The sequence below is a fragment of the Glaciibacter kafniensis genome, assembly GCF_039538945.1.
In the GTDB taxonomy this organism is placed as follows: Bacteria; Actinomycetota; Actinomycetes; order Actinomycetales; family Microbacteriaceae; genus Cryobacterium; species Cryobacterium kafniensis.
In genome coordinates, this window is sequence record NZ_BAABCN010000002.1 from 1,471,544 (window position 1) to 1,491,813 (window position 20,270).

At 65.0% G+C, this 20,270-nt stretch carries 20 protein-coding genes and 2 riboswitches; of the genes, 8 read left to right on the forward strand and 12 right to left on the reverse strand.

What is annotated here, in order from left to right; translation table 11 throughout:
- Nucleotides 1-63: 63 nt before the first annotated feature.
- Entirely contained in the window at nucleotides 64-1,677 is a 1,614-nt protein-coding gene (locus ABD791_RS07360; protein ID WP_345064020.1) for a peptide ABC transporter substrate-binding protein, read from the reverse strand.
- Nucleotides 1,678-2,020: 343 nt separating this feature from the next.
- Between ABD791_RS07360 and ABD791_RS07365 the strand changes: the two genes are divergently transcribed.
- Both ABD791_RS07365 and ABD791_RS07370 read left to right on the forward strand, forming a co-directional pair.
- Nucleotides 2,021-2,683, forward strand: coding sequence for an alpha/beta hydrolase family protein (locus ABD791_RS07365; protein WP_345064023.1), 663 nt, complete (start codon nucleotides 2,021-2,023; stop codon nucleotides 2,681-2,683).
- Between the two features lie 37 nt (nucleotides 2,684-2,720).
- Entirely contained in the window at nucleotides 2,721-3,521 is an 801-nt protein-coding gene (locus ABD791_RS07370; protein ID WP_345064026.1) for a CPBP family intramembrane glutamic endopeptidase, read from the forward strand.
- A gap of 292 nt (nucleotides 3,522-3,813) precedes the next feature.
- Here the strand turns inward: ABD791_RS07370 and gcvP are convergent, their stop codons facing one another.
- The 4 genes from gcvP to ABD791_RS07390 form a co-directional block, all read right to left on the reverse strand.
- On the reverse strand, nucleotides 3,814-6,777 hold the full coding sequence (gene gcvP / locus ABD791_RS07375; protein WP_345064029.1) for an aminomethyl-transferring glycine dehydrogenase: 2,964 nt from the start codon (nucleotides 6,775-6,777) through the stop codon (nucleotides 3,814-3,816).
- 58 nt (nucleotides 6,778-6,835) lie between these two features.
- The gene (gcvH, locus tag ABD791_RS07380; RefSeq protein WP_345064032.1) at nucleotides 6,836-7,207 is read right to left on the reverse strand and encodes a glycine cleavage system protein GcvH; all 372 of its coding nucleotides are present in this window, start codon (nucleotides 7,205-7,207) and stop codon (nucleotides 6,836-6,838) included.
- Between the two features lie 63 nt (nucleotides 7,208-7,270).
- Nucleotides 7,271-8,410: a glycine cleavage system aminomethyltransferase GcvT gene (gene gcvT / locus ABD791_RS07385; protein WP_345064035.1), complete on the reverse strand. Its 1,140-nt coding sequence runs from the start codon at nucleotides 8,408-8,410 to the stop codon at nucleotides 7,271-7,273.
- 70 nt (nucleotides 8,411-8,480) lie between these two features.
- A riboswitch (glycine riboswitch) is annotated at nucleotides 8,481-8,585 on the reverse strand.
- Nucleotide 8,586: 1 nt separating this feature from the next.
- Nucleotides 8,587-8,684: riboswitch (glycine riboswitch) on the reverse strand.
- Between the two features lie 204 nt (nucleotides 8,685-8,888).
- Nucleotides 8,889-9,824 (reverse strand): NADP-dependent oxidoreductase, encoded by a 936-nt coding sequence (locus ABD791_RS07390; RefSeq protein WP_345064038.1) that lies wholly within the window; start codon nucleotides 9,822-9,824, stop codon nucleotides 8,889-8,891.
- A gap of 148 nt (nucleotides 9,825-9,972) precedes the next feature.
- On the opposite strand from ABD791_RS07390, the gene ABD791_RS07395 reads away from it, so the two are divergent.
- Entirely contained in the window at nucleotides 9,973-10,449 is a 477-nt protein-coding gene (locus ABD791_RS07395) for a MarR family winged helix-turn-helix transcriptional regulator (protein ID WP_345064040.1), read from the forward strand.
- 73 nt (nucleotides 10,450-10,522) lie between these two features.
- Here the strand turns inward: ABD791_RS07395 and ABD791_RS07400 are convergent, their stop codons facing one another.
- The gene (locus ABD791_RS07400; protein ID WP_345064043.1) at nucleotides 10,523-10,963 is read right to left on the reverse strand and encodes an SRPBCC family protein; all 441 of its coding nucleotides are present in this window, start codon (nucleotides 10,961-10,963) and stop codon (nucleotides 10,523-10,525) included.
- Nucleotides 10,964-11,077: 114 nt separating this feature from the next.
- Nucleotides 11,078-11,878, reverse strand: a complete 801-nt coding sequence (locus ABD791_RS07405) for a helix-turn-helix domain-containing protein (protein WP_345064046.1) — start codon at nucleotides 11,876-11,878, stop codon at nucleotides 11,078-11,080.
- A gap of 76 nt (nucleotides 11,879-11,954) precedes the next feature.
- Here ABD791_RS07405 and ABD791_RS07410 point away from each other — a divergent pair, with 76 nt between their 5' ends.
- On the forward strand, nucleotides 11,955-12,473 hold the full coding sequence (locus ABD791_RS07410) for a VOC family protein (RefSeq protein ID WP_345064049.1): 519 nt from the start codon (nucleotides 11,955-11,957) through the stop codon (nucleotides 12,471-12,473).
- Between the two features lie 91 nt (nucleotides 12,474-12,564).
- Here ABD791_RS07410 and ABD791_RS07415 read toward each other — a convergent pair whose 3' ends face one another.
- Both ABD791_RS07415 and ABD791_RS07420 read right to left on the reverse strand, forming a co-directional pair.
- Nucleotides 12,565-12,777, reverse strand: coding sequence for a hypothetical protein (locus ABD791_RS07415; RefSeq protein ID WP_345064052.1), 213 nt, complete (start codon nucleotides 12,775-12,777; stop codon nucleotides 12,565-12,567).
- Nucleotides 12,774-13,382, reverse strand: coding sequence for an ArsR/SmtB family transcription factor (locus ABD791_RS07420; RefSeq protein ID WP_345064054.1), 609 nt, complete (start codon nucleotides 13,380-13,382; stop codon nucleotides 12,774-12,776). Before ABD791_RS07420 ends, ABD791_RS07415 begins: the two co-directional genes overlap by 4 nt.
- Nucleotides 13,383-13,684: 302 nt before the next feature.
- Here ABD791_RS07420 and ABD791_RS07425 point away from each other — a divergent pair, with 302 nt between their 5' ends.
- Entirely contained in the window at nucleotides 13,685-14,815 is a 1,131-nt protein-coding gene (locus ABD791_RS07425) for an N-formylglutamate amidohydrolase (RefSeq protein WP_345064056.1), read from the forward strand.
- 150 nt (nucleotides 14,816-14,965) lie between these two features.
- Entirely contained in the window at nucleotides 14,966-15,604 is a 639-nt protein-coding gene (locus ABD791_RS07430; protein WP_345064059.1) for a MepB family protein, read from the forward strand.
- Between the two features lie 111 nt (nucleotides 15,605-15,715).
- Here the strand turns inward: ABD791_RS07430 and ABD791_RS07435 are convergent, their stop codons facing one another.
- Nucleotides 15,716-16,066 (reverse strand): metallopeptidase family protein, encoded by a 351-nt coding sequence (locus ABD791_RS07435; protein WP_345064060.1) that lies wholly within the window; start codon nucleotides 16,064-16,066, stop codon nucleotides 15,716-15,718.
- Between the two features lie 380 nt (nucleotides 16,067-16,446).
- Between ABD791_RS07435 and ABD791_RS07440 the strand changes: the two genes are divergently transcribed.
- Entirely contained in the window at nucleotides 16,447-16,794 is a 348-nt protein-coding gene (locus tag ABD791_RS07440; protein ID WP_345064062.1) for a helix-turn-helix domain-containing protein, read from the forward strand.
- A gap of 93 nt (nucleotides 16,795-16,887) precedes the next feature.
- On the opposite strand, the gene ABD791_RS07445 is transcribed toward ABD791_RS07440, so the two are convergent.
- Together ABD791_RS07445 and ABD791_RS07450 are read right to left on the reverse strand one after the other, a co-directional pair.
- Complete coding sequence (locus ABD791_RS07445; protein WP_345064065.1) at nucleotides 16,888-18,552, reverse strand: ABC-F family ATP-binding cassette domain-containing protein; 1,665 nt, start codon at nucleotides 18,550-18,552, stop codon at nucleotides 16,888-16,890.
- Nucleotides 18,553-18,591: 39 nt separating this feature from the next.
- Nucleotides 18,592-19,176 carry a helix-turn-helix domain-containing protein gene (locus ABD791_RS07450; RefSeq protein ID WP_345064068.1) on the reverse strand — a complete coding sequence of 195 codons (585 nt, stop codon included), beginning with the start codon at nucleotides 19,174-19,176 and terminating at the stop codon, nucleotides 18,592-18,594.
- 77 nt (nucleotides 19,177-19,253) lie between these two features.
- Here ABD791_RS07450 and ABD791_RS07455 point away from each other — a divergent pair, with 77 nt between their 5' ends.
- Nucleotides 19,254-20,264, forward strand: coding sequence for an NAD(P)/FAD-dependent oxidoreductase (locus tag ABD791_RS07455; protein ID WP_345064071.1), 1,011 nt, complete (start codon nucleotides 19,254-19,256; stop codon nucleotides 20,262-20,264).
- Nucleotides 20,265-20,270: the final 6 nt, after the last annotated feature.

Below are 20,270 nucleotides of genomic sequence, written 5' to 3' on the forward strand. Positions count from 1 at the left end.
CTGTCCGGGAGCGCGAACGCCCCGGACAGCAGGACTAACTCAGAATCGGGTTAGTAGGAAGGACTAGCCCTTGGTGATCTCGCTGTACATCGGCACGGAGTCCCAGCCGAATACAACGTTGCTGACGGTGTCAGCCCAGACGCCGACAGCGTTGGCGTTCCACAGGGGAACCGTCGCCAGGTCGCTCAGCAGAACTTCCTGTGCAGCCTGGAACTTCTTGTTCGCATCCTCGGGCGTGGGGGCGGCGAGGCCGTCCTTCAGCAGCTGGTCGAACTCGGGGTTGCTGTAGCCCTCGTAGTTGTTGCCTGCACCCGTCGGGTACAGCGGCGAGAGGAAGTTCGAGACCGACGGGAAGTCACCCTGCCATCCGGAACGCACGGCGCCGGTCAACTTCTGCTGCTCACGGTCATCGAGCGAGGCGGCAAAGGTCGGGTACGGCTTGCCGACGGCCTTGATGCCCAGCGTGTTGACGATGCTGTTTGCCACAGCGTCGACCCAGGCCTGGTGTCCGCCATCGGAGTTGTACGCGATGTCAAACGTGCCGGTGTACGGGGAGATGGCGTCGGCCTCTGCCCACAGCTTCTTTGACTCGGTCGGGTTGAACTTCAGAACCTCAGCACCCTTGAGCTTGTCGGAGTGACCGGGGATCACCGGGGAGGTGAAGTCGGTCGCCGGGGTGCGGGTGCCCTGGAAGATGACCTTGGTGATCTCGTCGCGGTTGATCGACATCGAGATGGCGTGACGGCGGAGCTTTCCTTCTTCACCGCTGAAGTGCTCGATGTAGCCCGGGATGTTCATCGCCTGGAAGATGGCGGCCGGCTGGTTGACCGTACGGTCACCGAACTCTGCCTGGTAGGTCTCGAACGCGGAGTCCGGAACCGTGTCAAGCACGTCAAGGTTTCCACCCTGAACGTCGGCGTAGGCCGGGTCCAGCGTGCCGTAGAAGATGATGCTCAAGCCACCGTTTTTCGGCTTGCGCACACCGTCGTACTTCGGGTTCGTGACGAGGTCGACCTTCTCGTTGTGAACCCAAGCCTTGTCGGAGGCCAGCATGTACGGGCCGTTGCCGATCGGGTTCTCGCCGAACGCCTTCATGTCGGCGAGGCCGGCCTTCGGGATCGGCATGAAGGCCGAGTAGCCGAGGGTCAGCGGGAAGTCAGCCTGAGGGGAGACGAGGTCGACGGTGAACGTCGTGTCGTCGACAACCTTGAGGCCGGTCAGTGCCGAGTCTGCCTCAGCTGAGTAGCCGACGACGTTCTCGAAGAAACCTGAAGCGCCCTGGGCGTTGCTCGCCAGTGCTGCGTAGTTCCAGGCATCGACGAACGAGTTCGAGTCGACGGGCTCGTCGTTGGTGAAGGTCCAGCCGTCATTCAGAGTGACGGTCCAGTGCTGAGAGTCGTCGGACTCGATCGACTTTGCGACCTCGTTGACGATCTCACCCTTGCTGTCGTATGCCACCAGTCCGGCGAAGATCGACGTGACGATCTTGCCGCCACCCGTCTCGGTGGTGTTGGCGGGGAGCAGCGGGTTCTGCGGCTCCGAGCCGTTGGTGGTCACGATAGCGGTGGCGTCACCGGCAGATGCCGGCTTCTTCTCGCCGCTGGCGCAACCGGTGAGCGCGAGCGCTCCTGCCGTGGCCAGAGCGATGGCGACAATGCCAAGTCTCCTGTTTTTCAAAATTCCTCCAGTGCAAAAGTGTGCGCGGGGGCGTCGCTTGTGGCAAAGCTCCCACGCTTGATAGTTCGAACCCTCAATGAGGGCGACCCAAAAGAGGGCGACCTGAAAGAGGGCGACCTAAAAGGGGGATGGTTAATGACCCTAAAGATCGCTCAGCCGATTTCCAAACTGAGAGAGAAGTTGTTACCCGCTGGCAACGATTTCGCAGGTTTCGTGCAGCTATTCCACCAAAATCACGATCTGATGCGGCTAAACGCAACGATATGCAGTAAGACCTTGTGACTTACCGCACGTTCGGTCTGAATCGTCGTCAACGGGCGGGCGCGTTGATAGCGTCGGAGGTATGGAAATCGCCGCCCCCACGTCGCTCGGGTTGGGGCGTCTGACCGTTGATCTCGCATCCGATGCCTCGGCCGTACTGTGGCTGGGTCATGGCGCCGGCGGCGGAATTAACGCGCGCGACCTGACCGCTGTGGCAGCAGAACTCCCCCGGCATGGCATCACCGTCGTGCGGCACGAGCAGCCCTGGCGGGTCGCAGGCAAGAAGGTGGCGCCGCGTCCGGCGGCGCTCGATGTCGCCTGGCTCGAGACTGCTCCGCTGGTCGCCGAGCTCGCAGGCGGACTCCCCCTGCTCGTCGGTGGTCGCAGCGCCGGTGCCCGGGTGGCCTGCAGAACAGCGGATGCCGTGGGCGCGGTCGCCGTCGTCTGCCTCTCCTTTCCGTTGCATCCTCCTGGCAAACCCGAGAAGTCGCGGCTGGATGAGCTTCTCCTTCCTGCTGTTCCGGTGCTCGTCATGCAGGGCGACCGGGACACGTTCGGCGATGCCGAGCTGGTCACGGCGGAGCTGGTCAAGTCGGAGACTGCCGGCCGGGAAGGCATCCGCGTGGTGGCCGTGCCAGGAGCCGATCACTCGATGGCCGTGCTGAAGTCGTCACCGATCGACGCCGACGGAGTGGCAGCACTCGTGGTCGAGTCGGTGCTGGGGTTTATTCGCTCAGTGGCGTGACCGCAGATATGACGCGAGAGGTGCGAAACTGACCTTCGTGACTTTCGCGCCCGAACTGAACAAGACCCGGCTTCGCTTCGAAGTGATCATCGTGCTCGGGCTGTCGCTCGGCGCTTCGGCGGTGTATTCGATCGTCTCGATCATCGCGCGGCTGACCGCCGCGACTCCGCTTTCGCAGCAGTCGGCGACACTGAACGCGTCGCAGTCACCACGGGAGTGGCTCGACTTCACCTACCAATTCCTTGCCATCTTCTTCGACCTGTTCGCTGTCGCCTTGGTGCTCTATTTGCTCTGGCTGCCCGGAAAAAGCGCATTTCGCCAGATCGGTTTCGACTTCACCCAGCCGGGGAAAGACCTGCTCGGCGGGCTGTCCCTGCTGCTCGTCATCGGCATCCCTGGTCTTGCGCTCTACCTCGCCGGTCGCGCTCTCGGCTTTACCGTCGCGGTGGTGCCTGCCCCGCTCGACACGTTTTGGTGGACGATTCCGATTCTGATTTTCTCGGCCCTGCGCTCGGCTCTGACCGAGGAGCTGATCGTGGTGGGTTATCTCTTCACCCGGCTGAAAGAGCTCGGCTGGTCGAAGTGGACGATCATTTTGTCGTCAGCGACATTGCGCGGCAGCTACCACCTCTACCAGGGCATCGGTCCATTCTTCGGAAACGTCGCGATGGGCGTCGTCTTCGGCTGGTTCTACACCCGTTGGGGACGCACGATGCCGCTGGTGATCGCGCACTGGATCATCGACATCGTCTCGTTCGTGGGCTATCCCCTGGCGCTGATGTGGTGGCCTGGCCTCCTCGCGCCGACTCCGACCCCATCCCCGACCCCGACGAACTAGCTCTCACCGCGCCTCACGCGAGCCGCCCTCCACACGAGCCGCCCTCCACACGCGGCCAGTCACATCCCCATTCGACGGAGATATGTCCCGCTTCCGGCCGAATCGGGCCGATAACGGCCGAATCGGTGAAAATCTCCGTCGAATGGGTGGTCTCGAGACACACAGCTTCGCTCGCTCGAGCTCGACCAACGAGATTGCCGGGACGCAAGAACCGGAGCCGCAACCGCCCTCAGATGAGAAAGCAGTTGCGACTCCGGTCAGGATGCGCAGGCGCAGGTTCTGCGGCGCAGGTTTACTCGAACGCCTCGGGCGGCGGGCACGCGCAGACCAGGTTGCGGTCTCCGTAGGCCTGGTCGATGCGACGCACCGGCGGCCAGTACTTGTTGCGCACCAGGGTGTGCACCGGGTAGACGGCGACGGCGCGCTCGTACGGGTGCTCCCACTCCCCCTCGATCACGGACTGCGCCGTGTGCGGCGCGTTGCGCAGCGGGTTGTCGTCGGCCGGCCAGACTCCAGCAGCCACGGCATCCGCTTCGGCCTTGATCGCGATCATCGCTTCGATGAACCGGTCGATCTCGCCGAGGTCTTCGCTCTCGGTGGGCTCTACCATCAGGGTTCCGGCAACGGGGAAGCTCATGGTCGGCGAGTGGAATCCGTAGTCGATGAGGCGCTTGGCCACGTCGTCGACGGTCACGCCGGTGGCTTCGGTCAGCGGGCGCACATCGAGAATGCACTCGTGCGCAACCAGGCCGTTGTCGCCGGAGTAGAGCACCGGAAAGTGGCCCTCGAGACGCTTGGCCACATAGTTCGCGGCGAGAACCGCGGCACCGGTGGCCTGCTTGAGACCCTCGGCACCCATCATGCGCACGTAGGCCCAGGAGATGGGCAGGATGCTCGGGCTGCCGTAGGGCGCGGCCGAAACCGGTCCGCCGCGGTGCTCGATCGTCGTACCAGCAGCATCCGTCGCGGCATCCGCTGAGCCGGCGACGAGGTAGTGATCGCTCGACTGTGCGAGCGGGTGCCCGGGCAGGAACGGGGCGAGGTGTGCCTTGGCGGCGACGGGACCGACACCGGGGCCACCGCCACCGTGCGGGATGCAGAACGTCTTGTGCAGGTTGAGGTGCGAGACGTCGCCGCCGAAGTCGCCGAAACGGGCGAAGCCGAGCAGGGCGTTGAGGTTGGCGCCGTCAACGTAGACCTGACCGCCCGCCGCGTGCACGGCGTCGGTGATCGCGGTGACCTCGTGCTCGTAGACGCCGTGCGTCGACGGGTAGGTGATCATCAGCGCGGCGAGGTTGTCGGCGTGCTCCGCGATCTTCGCGCGCAGGTCGGTGAGATCGACGTTGCCGAGCTCATCGCAGGCCACGACGACGACCTTCATGCCGGCCAGAACAGCGGATGCCGCGTTCGTGCCGTGCGCACTCGACGGAATCAGGCAGACGGTGCGCTGGGTGTCGCCGTTGGAGAGGTGGAAGCCACGGATGGCCAGCAGTCCGGCGAGCTCTCCCTGGCTGCCGGCGTTCGGCTGCAGCGAGACCGAGTGGTAGCCGGTGACGTCGGTGAGCCAGGTTTCGAGCTGATTGACGAGCTCGAGGTAGCCCTCGACGTCGGCGCGCGGCGCGAACGGGTGCACCCCGGCGAACTCGGGCCAGGTGACGGCCTCCATCTCTGTGGCGGCGTTGAGCTTCATGGTGCAGGAGCCCAGTGGGATCATGCCGCGGTCGAGCGCGTAGTCGTAGTCGGCGAGACGCTTGAGGTAGCGCATCATGCTCGTCTCGGAGCGGTGCGTGTTGAACACCGCGTGGGTGAGGTACTCGCTCGTGCGGGCGAGCTCGGCCGGCAGACCGGACACGACGGCGGTGAGCTCGACGTGACCGAAGGCATCCCTGGCACCGAACGCGCCGAGAACGAGACTCACGTCGGCGATGGTCGTCGTCTCGTCGACGGCGATGCTGATCGTGTCGGCGTCGACCTTGTGCAGGTTGACGCCGGACTCGGCGGCCCGGGCGACGATGTCGGCGGCGCTGCCGGCCGCCGTCACACGCACGGTGTCGAAGAAGGTGTCGTTGATGACGGTCACTCCAGCGGTGCCGAGGGCGGCGACCAGCTGGCCGGCTCGCTCGTGCACGCGCTCGGCGATCGCCTTGAGGCCCGACGGGCCGTGGTAGACGGCGTACATGCCGGCCATGACGGCCAGCAGCACCTGGGCGGTGCAGATGTTCGAGGTGGCCTTGTCACGACGGATGTGCTGCTCACGCACCTGCAGCGACAGGCGGTAGGCAGGGTGACCGGCGGCGTCGACGCTCACGCCGACGAGGCGACCGGGAAGCTGACGCTCCAAGCCCGTGCGCACGGCCATGTAGCCGGCGTGCGGGCCGCCGAAGCCCATCGGAACACCGAAACGCTGGCTCGTGCCGACAGCGACATCCGCACCCAGCTCACCGGGCGAGGTGATCAGGGTGAGGGCGAGCAGGTCGGCGGCGACGACGGCGAGGGCGCCCTGCGCCTTCGACGCGGCGATGACGGCGGCCGGGTTCCAGACGCGGCCCGACGCACCGGGGTACTGCACGAAGATGCCGAAGTGGTCGCCGAGGATCTCGGCGGTGGTCGACTCGTCGAGCGCGACCTCGACGAGCTCGATGCCGACGGCATCCGCCCGGTTGGCCAGCAACGCCTTGGTCTGCGGCAGCGCGTCGGCGTCGACGATGAATCGGTGCGAGAGCGACTTCGAGGCACGACGCGTGAGCAGCATGCCCTCGACGACGGCGGTCGACTCGTCGAGCATCGACGCGTTGGCCGTGTTCAAGCCGGTCAGGTCGGCGATCATCGTCTGAAAGTTGATCAGCGCTTCCAGGCGTCCCTGCGAGATCTCGGGCTGGTAGGGCGTGTACGCCGTGTACCAGCTCGGGTTCTCGAGCACATTGCGCTTGATCACGGCGGGAGTGATCGTGTCGTAATAGCCGAGACCGATCATCGATCGCTTGACGGTGTTGCGGCCGGCCAGAGCGCGCAGCTCAGTGATGGCTTCCCGTTCCGTCGCAGCGGGCGGCAAGGCGCTGTCGCCCTCCACGCGGAAGGCATCGACGTGAATCGACGCCGGAACTGCCGCGTTGACGAGCGACTCAACCGAGTCGTAGCCGAGCGTGGCAAGCATGTGTGACTGGGCGGCGGCATCCGTGCCGATGTGGCGTGCGGCGAATTCTGCGGGTGAGAATTCTGGAGTTGAAACTGCCGAAGTGGGGAGAGCCTGTGACATTGAGTGAAAACCTGCGCGTTCTGGTTGGCCGGTGGTGTCTATCTGCGGGGTGGGAGGACTACTCGCCGACGAGGGCGGAGTACTCGGCGTAGCTGAGCAGCGTCGGCAGCTCGGTGAAGGAGACCTTGATCAACCAGCCGGCGCCGAACGGGTCGCTATTTACGAGCTCTGGGCTGTCGACGACGGCGTCGTTGATCTCGGTGACGGTGCCGTTGACCGGGGCGAAGAGCTCGCCGACCGACTTGGTCGACTCGATCTCGCCGACGACGGTGCCGGATGCGACATCGGAGCCGACCGCAGGAAGCTCAACGAAGACGACATCGCCGAGCTTCTCCGCCGCGTAGGCGGTGATGCCGACGGTCGCGACGTCGCCGGAGATGTCGAGCCACTCGTGCTCTGCGGTGTACTGGAATTCTGTCTTGTCTGCCATGGGGTGTCCTTTCGAAAGCGGATGGAGGGGTGCTGATGATGCCAGGTTCTTCTGGCGCCGATGCTACTTCTGGCGCTTGTAAAACGGGAGCTGCGTGACAGTGGCGGGAATGCGAGTGCCGCGCACGTCAACGTAAACCTGGGTGTCGGGGCGGGCAAGCGCCGGCGCGACGTAGGCCATCGCGATCGGATGTCCGAGCGTCGGCGACAGCGCGCCGCTTGTGATCATGCCGGCCGGCTCCGTCGCATCCGCGCTGGCGAAGATCGCGTAGTCGGCACGGCCGGCACGCTTGCCCTCTGCCACAAGGCCGACGAGCACGCGCGCTTCGGCGCTCGGGCCTTCTTCGCTCGCGGCACGGCCGATGAAGTCGGTCTCCTTGGCCAGGTTCACCACGCGGCCGAGGCCGGCCTGAGCCGGGAAGGTCTTGGTGTTGAGCTCATGCCCGTAGAGCGGCATGCCGGCCTCGAGGCGCAGCGTGTCGCGGCTGGCGAGTCCGGCCGGAACCAGGCCGTGTGCCTCGCCGGCCGCGGCGAGCGCCTGCCAGAGCGCCAGGGCGTGAGGCACATCGATGTACAGCTCGAAGCCATCTTCACCGGTGTAGCCGGTGCGCGCGATCAGCACCGGGATGTCGGTGAACGCGCCACGCATGGCCCGGTAGTACTTGAGCGGCTCGAGGTCGCCGTCGACGGTGAAGCCCGCGGTCGCCTGCAGGATGGCGAGGGCGTTCGGGCCCTGCACGGCGATCAGTGCGACGTCGTCGCTCGTGTCAGTGACGCTCACGTCGAAGCGGGCGGAGCGGGCAGTGAACGCCTCGACGGCCGGGAACCTGTTTCCGGCATTGGCGACGACGAGGTAGTCGGTCTCCCCCGTGCGGTACACGACGACATCGTCGATGATTCCGCCGGCCTCGTTCAACAGCAGGCTGTACTTGGCCTGGAGCGGTTCGATCGCCGAGAGTTTGCCGGCCAGCGCGAAGTCGAGGTAGGCACCGGCATCCGGCCCCGACACCTCGATCTCCGCCATGTGCGACAGGTCGAACAGGCCGGCCGCTGTACGCACGGCGTGGTGCTCGGCGAGGTCGCTCGAATAGCGCACCGGCATCTGCCAGCCGGCGAAATCGGTGAAGCTGGCACCGGCGTCGACGTGAGCCTGGTGAAGCGGGGAAAAGCGTTCTACTGGCTGGTTTTCTGATGCAGAGGTCATGAGTTCTCCGGTCGTCACCATCCGTGAGGGATGGCAAGAGTCGCAGGGTTCGGTTGAACCCCGTGGGAACTCCCCCTCTGTCGTCGGGCCTGAGAGCTTCGTCGTGCACCTGTGTGGGGGTGGGCGACTTTCACCTTGGGCGAGCTGCCGTTGTCGCAGCTTCTTTTCAGAGTGGCCAGTTCGATGCGGTACGCGTACCTGAGAGATTGTCGGGGAGGATTGCTCCTTCGGTGTTCGCTCGTCTTGCGACGTCGAATTCTCCCGCATCGACCGTAATGGCCAGTTGTTCAGTTATAGGTACAGCCAGTTATAGGTGCAGCCGGTTATAGGTGCAGCCGGTTGTGGGCACTGCCTGTTGCGGTGATGCGAAAAACGGTGCGATCACAGCCTAGCGGGAGTTGCGTGACTCTCCCTCGGTGGAACCGGCTGAAACGGAGGATGACTCTGCGTGTTCCGCAGAGCCATCCTCCTCCATCCCCTAGCTGACCGTCAGTACGGTCTTGCCGAGGAGCGTGCCGTTGGCCGCGTCGTCGTGAACGGCGCGCAGCTGCTGCAGCGGACGGCGGTCGACGATGTTGAGTGTGATCCGGCCCTGATCCAGGCGCGACACCAGGTCTGCCAGGTGGGAACCGTTTGGCGTCACCCAGACACTCGCCGTGCGCACGGCGCGCTCGTCGTCGGCCGGTACGGCCCCAGCGGAGCTGACAGCAATACCGCCGTCGGCGACGTAGGCCGTCAGCTTCGCCAGACCTGCCGGGTCGAGACGCACGTGGTTGATCACGACGTCGAATGGCCCGCCAACGGCCGATGGGCCCGCGTCGAGATCCAGCGGGCCGACAACCGTGGAGGCGCCGTGCTCGAGCAGCCGGGTGGCATGCTGCGGCCCGTCGACGGCGGTCACCGTCGCACCGGCGTCGGCGGCGAGTTGCACGACGATGCTGCCCACTGCGCCACCCGCGCCGTTGACCAGCACGCTCTGCCCGGCCTGGATATCGGCCAGCTCAATGGCGGCCTGCCGGGCCGCCAGCCCGGTCAGCGGCAGTGCCGCGGCATCGGCCAACGGCAGTGTGCGGGGTGCAGCGGCGACGAATTCGGCTGCGATGACCGCGTACTCCGCAGATCCGCCGTGCTCGTTCAACGGGAACATCCCAATGACGAGGTCGTCAATCTGGAGCCCGGTGACGCCCTCACCCAGTTCGACGATCGTGCCGGCAACATCCAGGCCTGGCGTGATCGGCAACGGGGTCGGGATTGCTTCCGCGAGCACGCCCAGACGAATGTGATCGTCGACCGGGTTGAACGAGGTGGCGGCGACCTTCACCAGCACCTGACCGGGGCCGGGAACGGGGAGTTCCACCTCCTCTGCACGCAAAACCTCGGTGCCGCCGAACTGGTGATAGCGAATTGCCTTCACAGAACTCTCCTCATGCTGTTTGTTGTGAGCGGTCCTGCGGTAATGAGGACCGGATGCCGCACTGGGACTTGCCTAGGCAACTGAGAAGACTCTGCCTGACTTGCCTCGGCAAGTCAAACCGGAGCAACCACGGGTATGCTTTCGTGTCATGACCAATTCGCCCCGATGGCTCGACGAGCACCAGCAGGCGGTGTGGCAAGACCTGCTCACCATCGTGATCGCGCTGCCGACGCTGCTCGATCGGCAGCTGGAACGCGACGCCGAGACGACGAACTTCGAATACAGCGTTCTCGCCCGTCTCTCTATGGCCCCGGACCTCACCATCCGCCTCAGCGACCTGGCTGCTCAATGCGATAGCAGCCTGCCCCGGCTATCGAAGGTCATGGTCCGCTTCGAGCAACGAGACTGGGTCACCCGTCGCCCCGATCCGGACAACGGGCGATACACACTCGCCACGCTGACCGAAACCGGAATGCAGAAAGTCGTCGAGAGCGCCCCAGGTCATGTGAATCGTGTGCGGGAGCTCGTGTTCGACCCGCTCAACGCGACTCAGCAACGCAACCTTGGAATTGCGCTCTCCCGCATCGCCGGGACGGTCCGCGAACAACTCGACACCCGCACGTGATGCTGGTTCCGCGATAGCACCCACGCGGCATCCGCCTCGGAGGACTCACCTATCTAGCGAGTGGGCAACTCAGCTAGATGGGGTGCCCCTCGACGTGGGCCTTCAACGACTTCATCGTGCGCTCGCTTTCAGCGGCCGCCATCCGCAGAAGGATCGGCTGCACGATATGGAGCATCCCGTGGGTCGTCAGCTCGCCGACCCGGGTGAGGTGCGTGCCTGTTCCGGCGGCACTCACCTCGTAGCGGATGAGCGCATCCAGGCTGCCGGACGGCTTTCTCTGGTGAAACTGCAGCGCGTGATCGGGCACGTCTTCGACGACCTCGCCACGCATCCGACCGACCATGGTCGAGTCTTCGTAGCTGAGCGATTTCCCGGACTGCGGCGTTCGCATCTTCGTTCCGCGGTACACCGTTGAGTGCCTGAGCCAGGTCGGGTAGGCGTCAAGGGCTCGGAGGGCCGCGTAGACCTGCTGAGTCGATGCGTCGATGTCGATGGTGTTCGTGATCCGAACCATGGCACCGGTTTACACCCCGCCGTGAACCCGCACCAGCCCCGGCTGCGCCGAATATATCGACGCACTCACAATGTCGATCCTCCGGTCCGAGAGCCGGGAAGCAGACAGTCCCGCCTAGAAGCCTCGTCCGCCGGGGTTGCTACGTCGATATCTACTGGCCGTGAAACCGAGGGCGTCGCGGAATTCGTTGGCGAGGTGTGCGTGATCGGCGTATCCGAGCTCCGACGCGATAGCGGCGACGGATGTGCCGGGTTCGGTGCGCAGCAGTTCCGCTGCCTCTTGGAGCCGACGTCGGCGGATCAAAGTAAGGGGTGGCAGCCCGAAATAGCGCTCGGCCAGTCGTTGAACTGTTCGCACTGACATGCTGAGTCGGTCGGCAATGTGTTCGACGCGGGTGATTGACGGATCGGTGTCGATCAGGTCTGCCATGGCGTTGCCGATGGAGCCCGAGGGCGTTGGCGCGCCGATGTTTTCGACGATCCACGCGCTGAATGCGGAGACAGCCTCGCCGCGATATGTCTCACCATCGCGGTCAGCGGTCATTGCCGCCGTGACCGCCACGCGCAGATCTGGTGCGTTGAACTCTGCAGTGGTGTCGCGCACCTCACTCGGTCTCGCAACGAAGTACGGCACAGCGGCGGGGCGCAGGAGTGCGCCAACTGCCCATCCCCGACCCTCAAGGTCTCGAAACGATCGCTGTGTCGGAGGACCGGAGAATCCGACGAATCCCGGATCAACAACCAGGTTGCACGCCGCAAACGGGAGTAATTCTTGCCGTGAAACGCGCCCGGGCGCGATGTCCCATTCGGGGATCCAGAACCAGCGCACGAGGCCCGAAATCTCTGCGGGCGCGGCGAGACGGTGCAGCGTTGGCAAGCGTGCCGGGTACAGCGTCCCGCGCGATTCATTCTCCACACTGGTCTCCAGATGTCACGCGAATGCTGTCGTGAATCATCAAGCCAAGCCTCTCATCGGTTTCTAGATTGGCTTCATGACTGAACACGATATTCACACAGTAGCTGCGCACGGCGAGCACACCACCCGCGGCGTCCCGAACGGGGCATCCAGCTTGACACCGTTCTTGACGCTCCCTCGGGCCAAAGAGGCGGTCGAGTTCTACCGCGACGTGTTCGGAGCGCGAGTTGTAGACGTGGTTGAAATGGGTGACAGCGTCGTCCACGCCGAACTCGATTTCGGCAACGGTCGATTACAGCTTGGCGAACCGAACGGCGCCTACGGTTTGGTTCCTGCGCCCGCCGGTGAAGGCGACTGCTACTCCCTTGGCCTGTATCGCGAGGATGCGGATGCCGTGGTGCGACGAGCGGAAGCCGCCGGCGCAATCATCCGTGAACCGCTGAGCACATTCGTGTCCGGAGACCGGTTTGCCAGGATCCGTGATCCTTTTGGAGTCCGATGGTCGATCATGACCCGGGTTGAAGACATCTCCGAAGAGGAGAGCACACGTCGAGTCTCAGCATGGGCAGAGACTCAAAATCCGCCGAACAACTAACCATTTCGCCCGTGGTGCCCGCGGGTCAGCCGGAACGGGATGCTTTCCTGGCTTGCGGCTTCAATCAGGAACTCGAAGAGTCCGCAGCTGGCTAGACAACGCGGGCGGCTCGCTTGGCGAAATCGTGTTCGCGCCGCTGCAGTTCAGCAGCCTGCCCGAGCAGCCGATTGTGCCGGTCGCGGCTGATGAACGCCCGATCGGCCCTTCTGCGCGCCCAGTCGAGCATCGCGAGGCTCAACGTGACAACGAAACGGTCGATCACCCGAGGCTGAGCGGGAGTGACTGCTGCGGTCATGGTCGTCACACACTCTCCTCCCCGTCTACAACGGGGAATGCGTTGAAGTGAATCTGTACGGGGCGCAGGTGCGGGCCGGTCTGGCCGCGATACTGATCGATGTGCGCTTCGACGAAGAGGTCCCACTGTTTGGAGACTTCCTTGAGTTGTTCAGTCGTCAGTTTGAGACTCATCGTGGAGACCACGCTGCCGACCAACCACTCGTGAGGCAGCACATCCAAACCCCGATCCTGAAAATCGCTGAGCAGACCTGAACGGCTTCGTTCAAACTCGCGCACGACGGTCTTGGTGACGGCCCGGTTCGCTGGGGAGTCGAACAGCTCATCCGAGTCGAGGTTGATCGCCCCCGGCATGCGAGCCCACCAGCGCTCGCGACCCGTGCCCTTACCCGTGACCTCCCGCACGAAACCGTGGCGCTCAAGTTGACGCAGGTGGTAGCTGGTGGACCCGCTCGACTCCCCCAGTCGCTCGGCGAGGCCACTGGCGGTGAAATCACCGTAGGTCGACAGCGTGTCGAGAATCTTCACCCGCAACGGGTGCGCAAGTGCCTTCAGGCTCTCCATGTCCAGCTGGCGGCCGGCTCGCATCTCTGGCCGAGTGTCGTTGTCTTCCATAATGCAAAGATAGCGCTGCAAAGATACCTTTGCAACTGTTTCTTTGCATCACTCAGAAGTAGAGCTCGCGAAGATCTCTCCCAGAGGTAATTGGCACCTTCACCGATTTCGGCGCCAACAAATCCACCGACAACTCCACCGACGACGCCTCCTCCTACAATGCCGCCGACGAGAGTGCTGCCCGTGACTGAGATCAGAGCACCGTACCCCGATTGGGGGCCATCATCGGCGAGTAGTCGGGCGAGCCGCTTTCTCAGCCACGGGGCCTCGCGCTCCGGCTGCCACGTCGCTAGCATCAAGCCATGACGGACTCCGCTCCCCTGTTGATTCCCGCCGGAACCGTGTTCACGGCGTCCGACATCACCTTCTACGCCGACCCTGACGACCGCGACCTCGAGCAGGCCATCGAAGAGGCCGACCTGCTGGTCAGCTGTCCGCACTCGGGAGCTGCTATCCCTGCGGAACTCGCTCCGTTTCTCGCCCCTGAGTTCACGCGTCGCCTGCAATTCGACTTCTCCGACTGTTCGACCAGCGCGATCGTGCGCCGCTGGGCCGAGATCGACCAGCGCATCGTCTACGTCGAAAACCCGCATCCGCGGATGATCCGTGACCCGAACCGGGAGAAGCCGGCCGACCTGCGGGCTACGTTGCGCGAGGCATTCGCGCGGGTCGCTGCGGCGGGTCCCGGTGTGCGCACTGACCTCACCGGTGTTGATGCCGTTCGACCCGTCACCTTCTCGTTCTTTCCACTACTGCTCGCGCCGACCGATGAGACTGAGCTGAACCGCCTGGCCGACACCTTCACCGAGGTCGCGACGCACGGGCTCGGCATCTACGAGACCACCAGGGATGCCCTGATCGAACGCTTCGTTGAGACGAAGCTCGAGCGGGCTCGCGGCGGCGACACCCCGCACAGTTTCAGCACGTTGTCGTTCCACGACACGATGAACCACACCACGACGCCGGATGGCGCGGTGAGCGTGGCACGTGACGAAGCCGACCGGCTGCCCTCGGTCGTCGCGCTGTCGAACCGGGGCGACGCCGACGGCGAGCCGCGCGGCGACGACCCGGTGACGATGCGGCCCGATCTGGTGCGGGATCTCGCCGCCGCGCATCGCCTCGGTTTCGCGGTCGACTCTCCCGATGCTGTCGCGCTGAACAAGCCGTATCTCGGCAGTTTCGAGATCATCAGGGCAGGTTCCCGTTTTCGCGAGCTGGCCTCGGTGGCGGATGCCGCTGGCCTGGTACTCAGCGCAGTGCAGGCCGAGTTTCGGCGCGAGTTTCTGCTCGGCCGCGCCAACACCGCGGCGATCATGCAGCCCGGAACCGGCTGGGTCGACCCCGATCCGCAGCGCGTCGACCGGATCGCGCAGGCCTGCAAGGCCTCCTGGGATCGGTACCGAGAGGCGACGCGCCCCTCGGCATCCGTCTGACCCGACCATCGGTGCCGCTAGCCCCAGAGCACCCCGAACAACGAACCGAAGGCGAGCCTCTGCCGACGCTGCTGCCGAACACCGTCAGCTAGGGATGCGTCGCCGCCGCCGGTGTCGGCAAAGATGGTGAGCGTGAAGACTGCGGAATCAATGAGTGTCGAAAGTGGCTCGAGTGTCGAGAGTGGCTCGAGTGTCGAGAGTGGCTCGAGTGTCGAGAGTGGCTCGAGTGTCGCGAGCGGCTCGAGTGTCGCGAGCGACTCCTGGGCGCACACCGTCGGACTGCCGGACGACCTGACCGCGGTGAAAGCGCTGGTCTACGACCCGTGCGGGTTCGTCTGCACTGCTGCGAGCGTCGGTGGCGACAATGCGCAGTACGGTTCGGTCAATTTTCGACTCGACGGGCGCGACATCGTGTCGCGGGTGGCGAAGCTCACTCCGACCAAGAACGGTCTCTTCGTGGCGGTGTGGAAGCGAGAGGCCGATGGCGCCACGCATCCGCTCGACGCTGCAGACCGGTGGGACCTTCTCACGATCTCCGTGCGCGAGGGTGACCGCTTCGGGCAGTTCGTGTTTTCGCGCGAGGTGCTGCGCGAACACGGGGTCGTTTCGGCCCAGGGCGACGGCGGCAAACGCGGCTTTCGGGTCTACCCGCCCTGGGTTGACGTGGCCAGCCACCAGGCCGCTGCCTCCCAGTGCTGGCAGGTCGAGTCATTTCTGGAGATCGATGACGGAACCGCCGTCGACGTCGCGCGGGCGCGGGCGCTCTACCACGTTGGCTCCGCGAGCTGACGAAACGGCGCTGACGACCGCCGCTGATGACCGCCGCTGATGACTGGCGCTGACGACCGCCGCTGATGACTGGCGCTGACGACCGCCGGGATGACTGGCGCTGAAGATCGACTAGGCCCAGCCCAATTCGCGCAGCTTCGCGTCGTTGAGCCCGTAGTAGTGGCCGATCTCGTGCACGAGAGTGATCCGCACGCGTTCACGCAGCTGCTCGAGAGTGTCGCTGTGCTCCTGCATATTGTTTTTGAAGAGCGTGATGCGGTCGGGCAGCTCTCCGTAGCCGTACAATCCCCGGCTGGTGAGCGGATGCCCGGTGTACAGCCCGAATAGCCGTGGCCGTTGTTCGATCGGCTGGTTTGCAACCAGGATCGCGACGTTCTCGAGCTCCCCGACCATGTCGTCGGGAATGGCGTCGTATTCTTCGACGACCATCTTTTCGAACTCTTCATCGGAGATCTCGATCATGCGAACATCCTGCCACCACCCGGTGTTTCGCGGATGTGTATCCCGTGGTCGAGCTTGTCGCGACCGGCCGTCCGGGGGCCCGTTTCGCACGACGAGGGTTGAATGCCGCAATGCCTACTGAGTTCGGTCGGCGCGGCGGCTTTCGACCCTCGTGGCGCCAGATTCGGCAGGCGGATGCCGCCACGCGGGTCGGCTGCCGCGGCGCGGGTTGGCGCCGTCGCGCGCAGCGGCGCCCGACGCGCGCGACGCCAACTCCGTCGCCAGATCTCTGACAGGCTCGATCAACGAGAGGGTCAAAGACAGCATCGGGCGGACTCCCGGGCGAAGGCGCGTAGCCTAGAGTCGGACCGCGATTCGCGCGGACCTCAGAAAGGCTCCCCGTGAACATCACCCTGCTTCGGCATTTCGTCGCAGTCGCCGAGGAGTTGCATTTTCCGCGTGCGGCAAACACCCTCGATATTCCGCTCGCTTCGCTCTACTCGTCGATCGAGAAGATCGAAACTGAGGTCGGCCATCCGCTCTTCACCCGCGACGACAACGGAACCCGACTGACCAAGATCGGAAACCTCTTTCTCGCCGAGGCGAAAGAAGAAATCGCCGCGGCCCCCGCCCCGGCGAAGAAGCCTTTCGTGCCGGCCGGCGGCAAGGCCAAGGCTTCGAAAGGCAAGGGCCGCACCCCAGCGGTCAAGGGCCAGCCGAAGCCGTTCAAGAAGCGCCAGGGGCGCTAAGGCACGCTCACGGCACGCATCTGTGCTAGCGGCACGCGTTCTACCGCGTGCCCGCTTCGCGAACACGTGCCGCGAGCGAGATCTGCCGAATAGCTACAGCTCGGTGACCTGGCCGGCCTCCACCCGCCAGTGCCGGTCGGTCTGAACCGTGGCAAGCATCCGTCGGTCGTGAGTGACCAGCAGCAGCGTGCCGTCATAGGACTCGAGCGCTTGCTCCAACTGCTCAATCGCGGCCAGGTCGAGGTGGTTCGTCGGTTCGTCGAGCACCAGCAGGTTGATGCCACGGGCTTGCAGAAGCGCGAGTCCAGCACGCGTGCGCTCCCCCGGCGACAGTTCGTCGACCGCACGATTCACGTGGTCGGCTTTCAGCCCGAACTTCGCCAGCAGGGTGCGCACCTCGCCTGACGCCAGGTCGGGAACGAGCTCTTCGAAGGCCGCCGCGAGCGGCTGGGAACCCGCCAGCAGCGAGCGCGCCTGGTCAATTTCGCCGATCCGCACGCTTGCGCCGAGACTCGCGGTTCCCTCGTCCGGGAGCTGTTGTCCGAGCAGCGCCCGCAACAGCGTGGACTTTCCGGCACCGTTCGGGCCGGTGATTCCGATGCGCTCCCCCGCGTTCACCTGCAATGACACCGGGCCGAGCGTGAACGATCCCTGCCTGAAGACGGCGTTGCTGAGCGTCGAGACCACCGAGCTTGAGCGGGGCGCCGAACCGATGGTGAACTCGAGCTGCCATTCCTTGCGCGGCTCCTCGACCTCGTCGAGCCTGGCGATGCGGCTTTCCATCTGGCGCACCTTCTGGGCCTGCTTCTCGCTGGACTCGACGGATGCCTTGCGCCTGATTTTATCGTTGTCCGGCGCTTTCTTCATGGCGTTGCGCACGCCCTGGCTCGACCATTCGCGCTGGGTTCTGGCTCGCGAGACGAGGTCGGCCTTCTTGTCGGCAAACTCGTCGTACTTCTCCCGCTGGTGACGGCGATTCGTCGCGCGCTCTTCCAGATAGGAGTCGTAGCCGCCGCCGAAGACCCGGTTCGCGCCCTGCGCCAGATCGAGTTCGAGCACCCGGGTCACGCAGCGCGCCAGAAACTCGCGGTCGTGGCTCACCAGCACGACACCGCCACGCAGGCCGCGCACGAAGGTTTCGAGGCGCTCGAGGCCGTCGAGGTCGAGGTCGTTGGTGGGTTCGTCGAGCAGCACGATATCGAACCGGGAGAGGAGCAGTGCCGCCAGACCGACGCGGGCGGCTTGCCCACCCGAGAGGGAGGTCATCATAGCCTGCTCGGCGAGATCGACGCCGAGTTCAAGGCCGAGGTCGGCGAGCACGACCGGGAGGCGTTCGTCGAGGTCGGCGGCACCGCTGGCCAACCAGCGGTCGAGTGCACTCGAATAGGCGTCGGCCGGGTCGATACCGTCTGCAGCAAGCGAGGGATCGCCGAGTGCTGCTGCCGCGGCATCCATCTCACGGGTCGCTTCTGCACATCCCGTGCGGCGGGCGATGTAGTCGGCGATCGTCTCGCCGATGACGCGTTCGTGCTCCTGGGGAAGCCAGCCGACGAAAGCATCGGCCGGGGACAGCGTGATGGTGCCGGCCTGCGGCTCGTCGATGCCGGCGAGCAGTCTGAGCAGCGTGGATTTGCCGGCGCCATTCGCGCCGACGACCCCGACGACGTCGCCAGGGGCGACGGTGAGATCAAGCGAATCGAAGAGGGTGCGGTGGCCGTACCCGCCGGCCAGGCCTTGGGCCACGAGTGTTGCGGTCATTGTTCAATCTTGTCATTGGCGTGGGCGGGTGGATGCCGGTCAGTCTGTGCCGGGGCGGGCGCGCACGTGCATCCGTTCCCCCTGGCGCCCGAACAGGCTCAAGAACTCGACGCCCTCGGCGTCGGCGCGCCCGAACCAGTGCGGCGTGCGGGTATCGAACTCGGCGGCTTCACCGGCGGGGAGCACGAAGTCGAGTTCGCCGAGCACGAGTCGTAGTCTGCCGCGCAGAACGTACATCCACTCGTAGCCTTCATGCACCTGCGGGTTCGGCTCGGTCTCCGGTGCACCGGCAGGGATCACGGTCTTGAACGCTTGGAGACCGCCGGCCCCGCGGCTGAGTGGCAAAATCGTCTTGCCGTAGCGTGAGATGGGACGAATGTGGATGCGGGGATCCCCGGTCGCCGGGGCCCCGACCAGCTCATCGAGCGGAACGCCGTGCGCGCGGGCGAGCGGAAGCAGCAGTTCCAGGTTCGGGCGTCGCTGGCCGGATTCAAGTCGCGAGAGCGTGCTGACCGAGATGCCGGTCGAGGCGGAGAGATCGGCCAGCGTTTCATGGCGGGAGAGGCGCAATGCCTTCAGTCGCGGCCCGACAGCGGTGAGTACTTCTTCGGTCGAGTCATCCATGTGCACATTTTGCCAGACCGGCAACAGAGCTTGTCAACTGCGCCCGTGCGGGCCGACCATGAAGAAGGAGGTCACACATGACGAACAACACGCAGGATCAGAACCGCAACGAAACGACCGATCGGTACGACGCGGTCATCATCGGCGGAGGCGCCGCCGGCTTGAACGCAGCAGTCGCACTCGGGCGCGCCCGCCGCCGGGTCGCGGTCGTCGATGCGGGCGAGCCGCGCAACGCGGCCGCCGCCGGAGTGCACAATTTTCTCACTCGCGACGGCATCGCTCCGGCCGAACTGGTGCGAATTGGCCGGATGGAGGCCGAATCCTATGGTGGCGTCGTTTTCGAGGGAACCGCTGCGAGTGCGAGCCGTGACGACGACGGCTTCACCGTCACTCTCGACGATGGAACCCGCATCCGCGGTCGCCGCCTGCTCATCGCGTCTGGTCTTATCGACGAGCTACCGGATGTCGTTGGACTGCGGGATCGCTGGGGTGTCGATGTCTTGCATTGCCCGTACTGCCACGGCTGGGAAGTGCGTGATCAGGCGATCGGAATCCTCGCGACGGGGCCGATGGCCGTGCACCAGGCTTTGCTGTTTCGGCAGTTGAGTTCACGCATCACCGTCTTTCTGCACACGGCACCGGCGCTGTCCGATGAGCTGGCTGAACAGCTCGCCGCCCGCGGAATCGCTGTGATCGAGGGGAACGTCGAGTCGGTCAGCACGACGGATTACGCGCTGAGCGCTGTGGTGTTGACCGACGGATCGGTGCATCCGATTCAGGCCATGGTCGTGGCGCCGACGTTCACGGCCCGCACCGCGGTGGTCGAGAGCCTCGGCCTCGACGTCAGCACAGACCCGCGTGGAATCGGAACGTTTGTGGAGTCGGATGCGACGGGTCTGACCCGCATGCCCGGGGTTTGGGTGGCCGGAAATGTCACCGATCTCACCGCTCAGGTGATCACCGCAGCGGCGGCCGGCTTGATGGCCGGCGCCGCGATCAACGCCGACCTGATTGCCGAGGAGCTGGAGGTTGCGGTGCAGGCCTACCGCGCGGCTCAGAGACTTCCCCACAGTCGCCAGGCTGGCTAGCCTTAA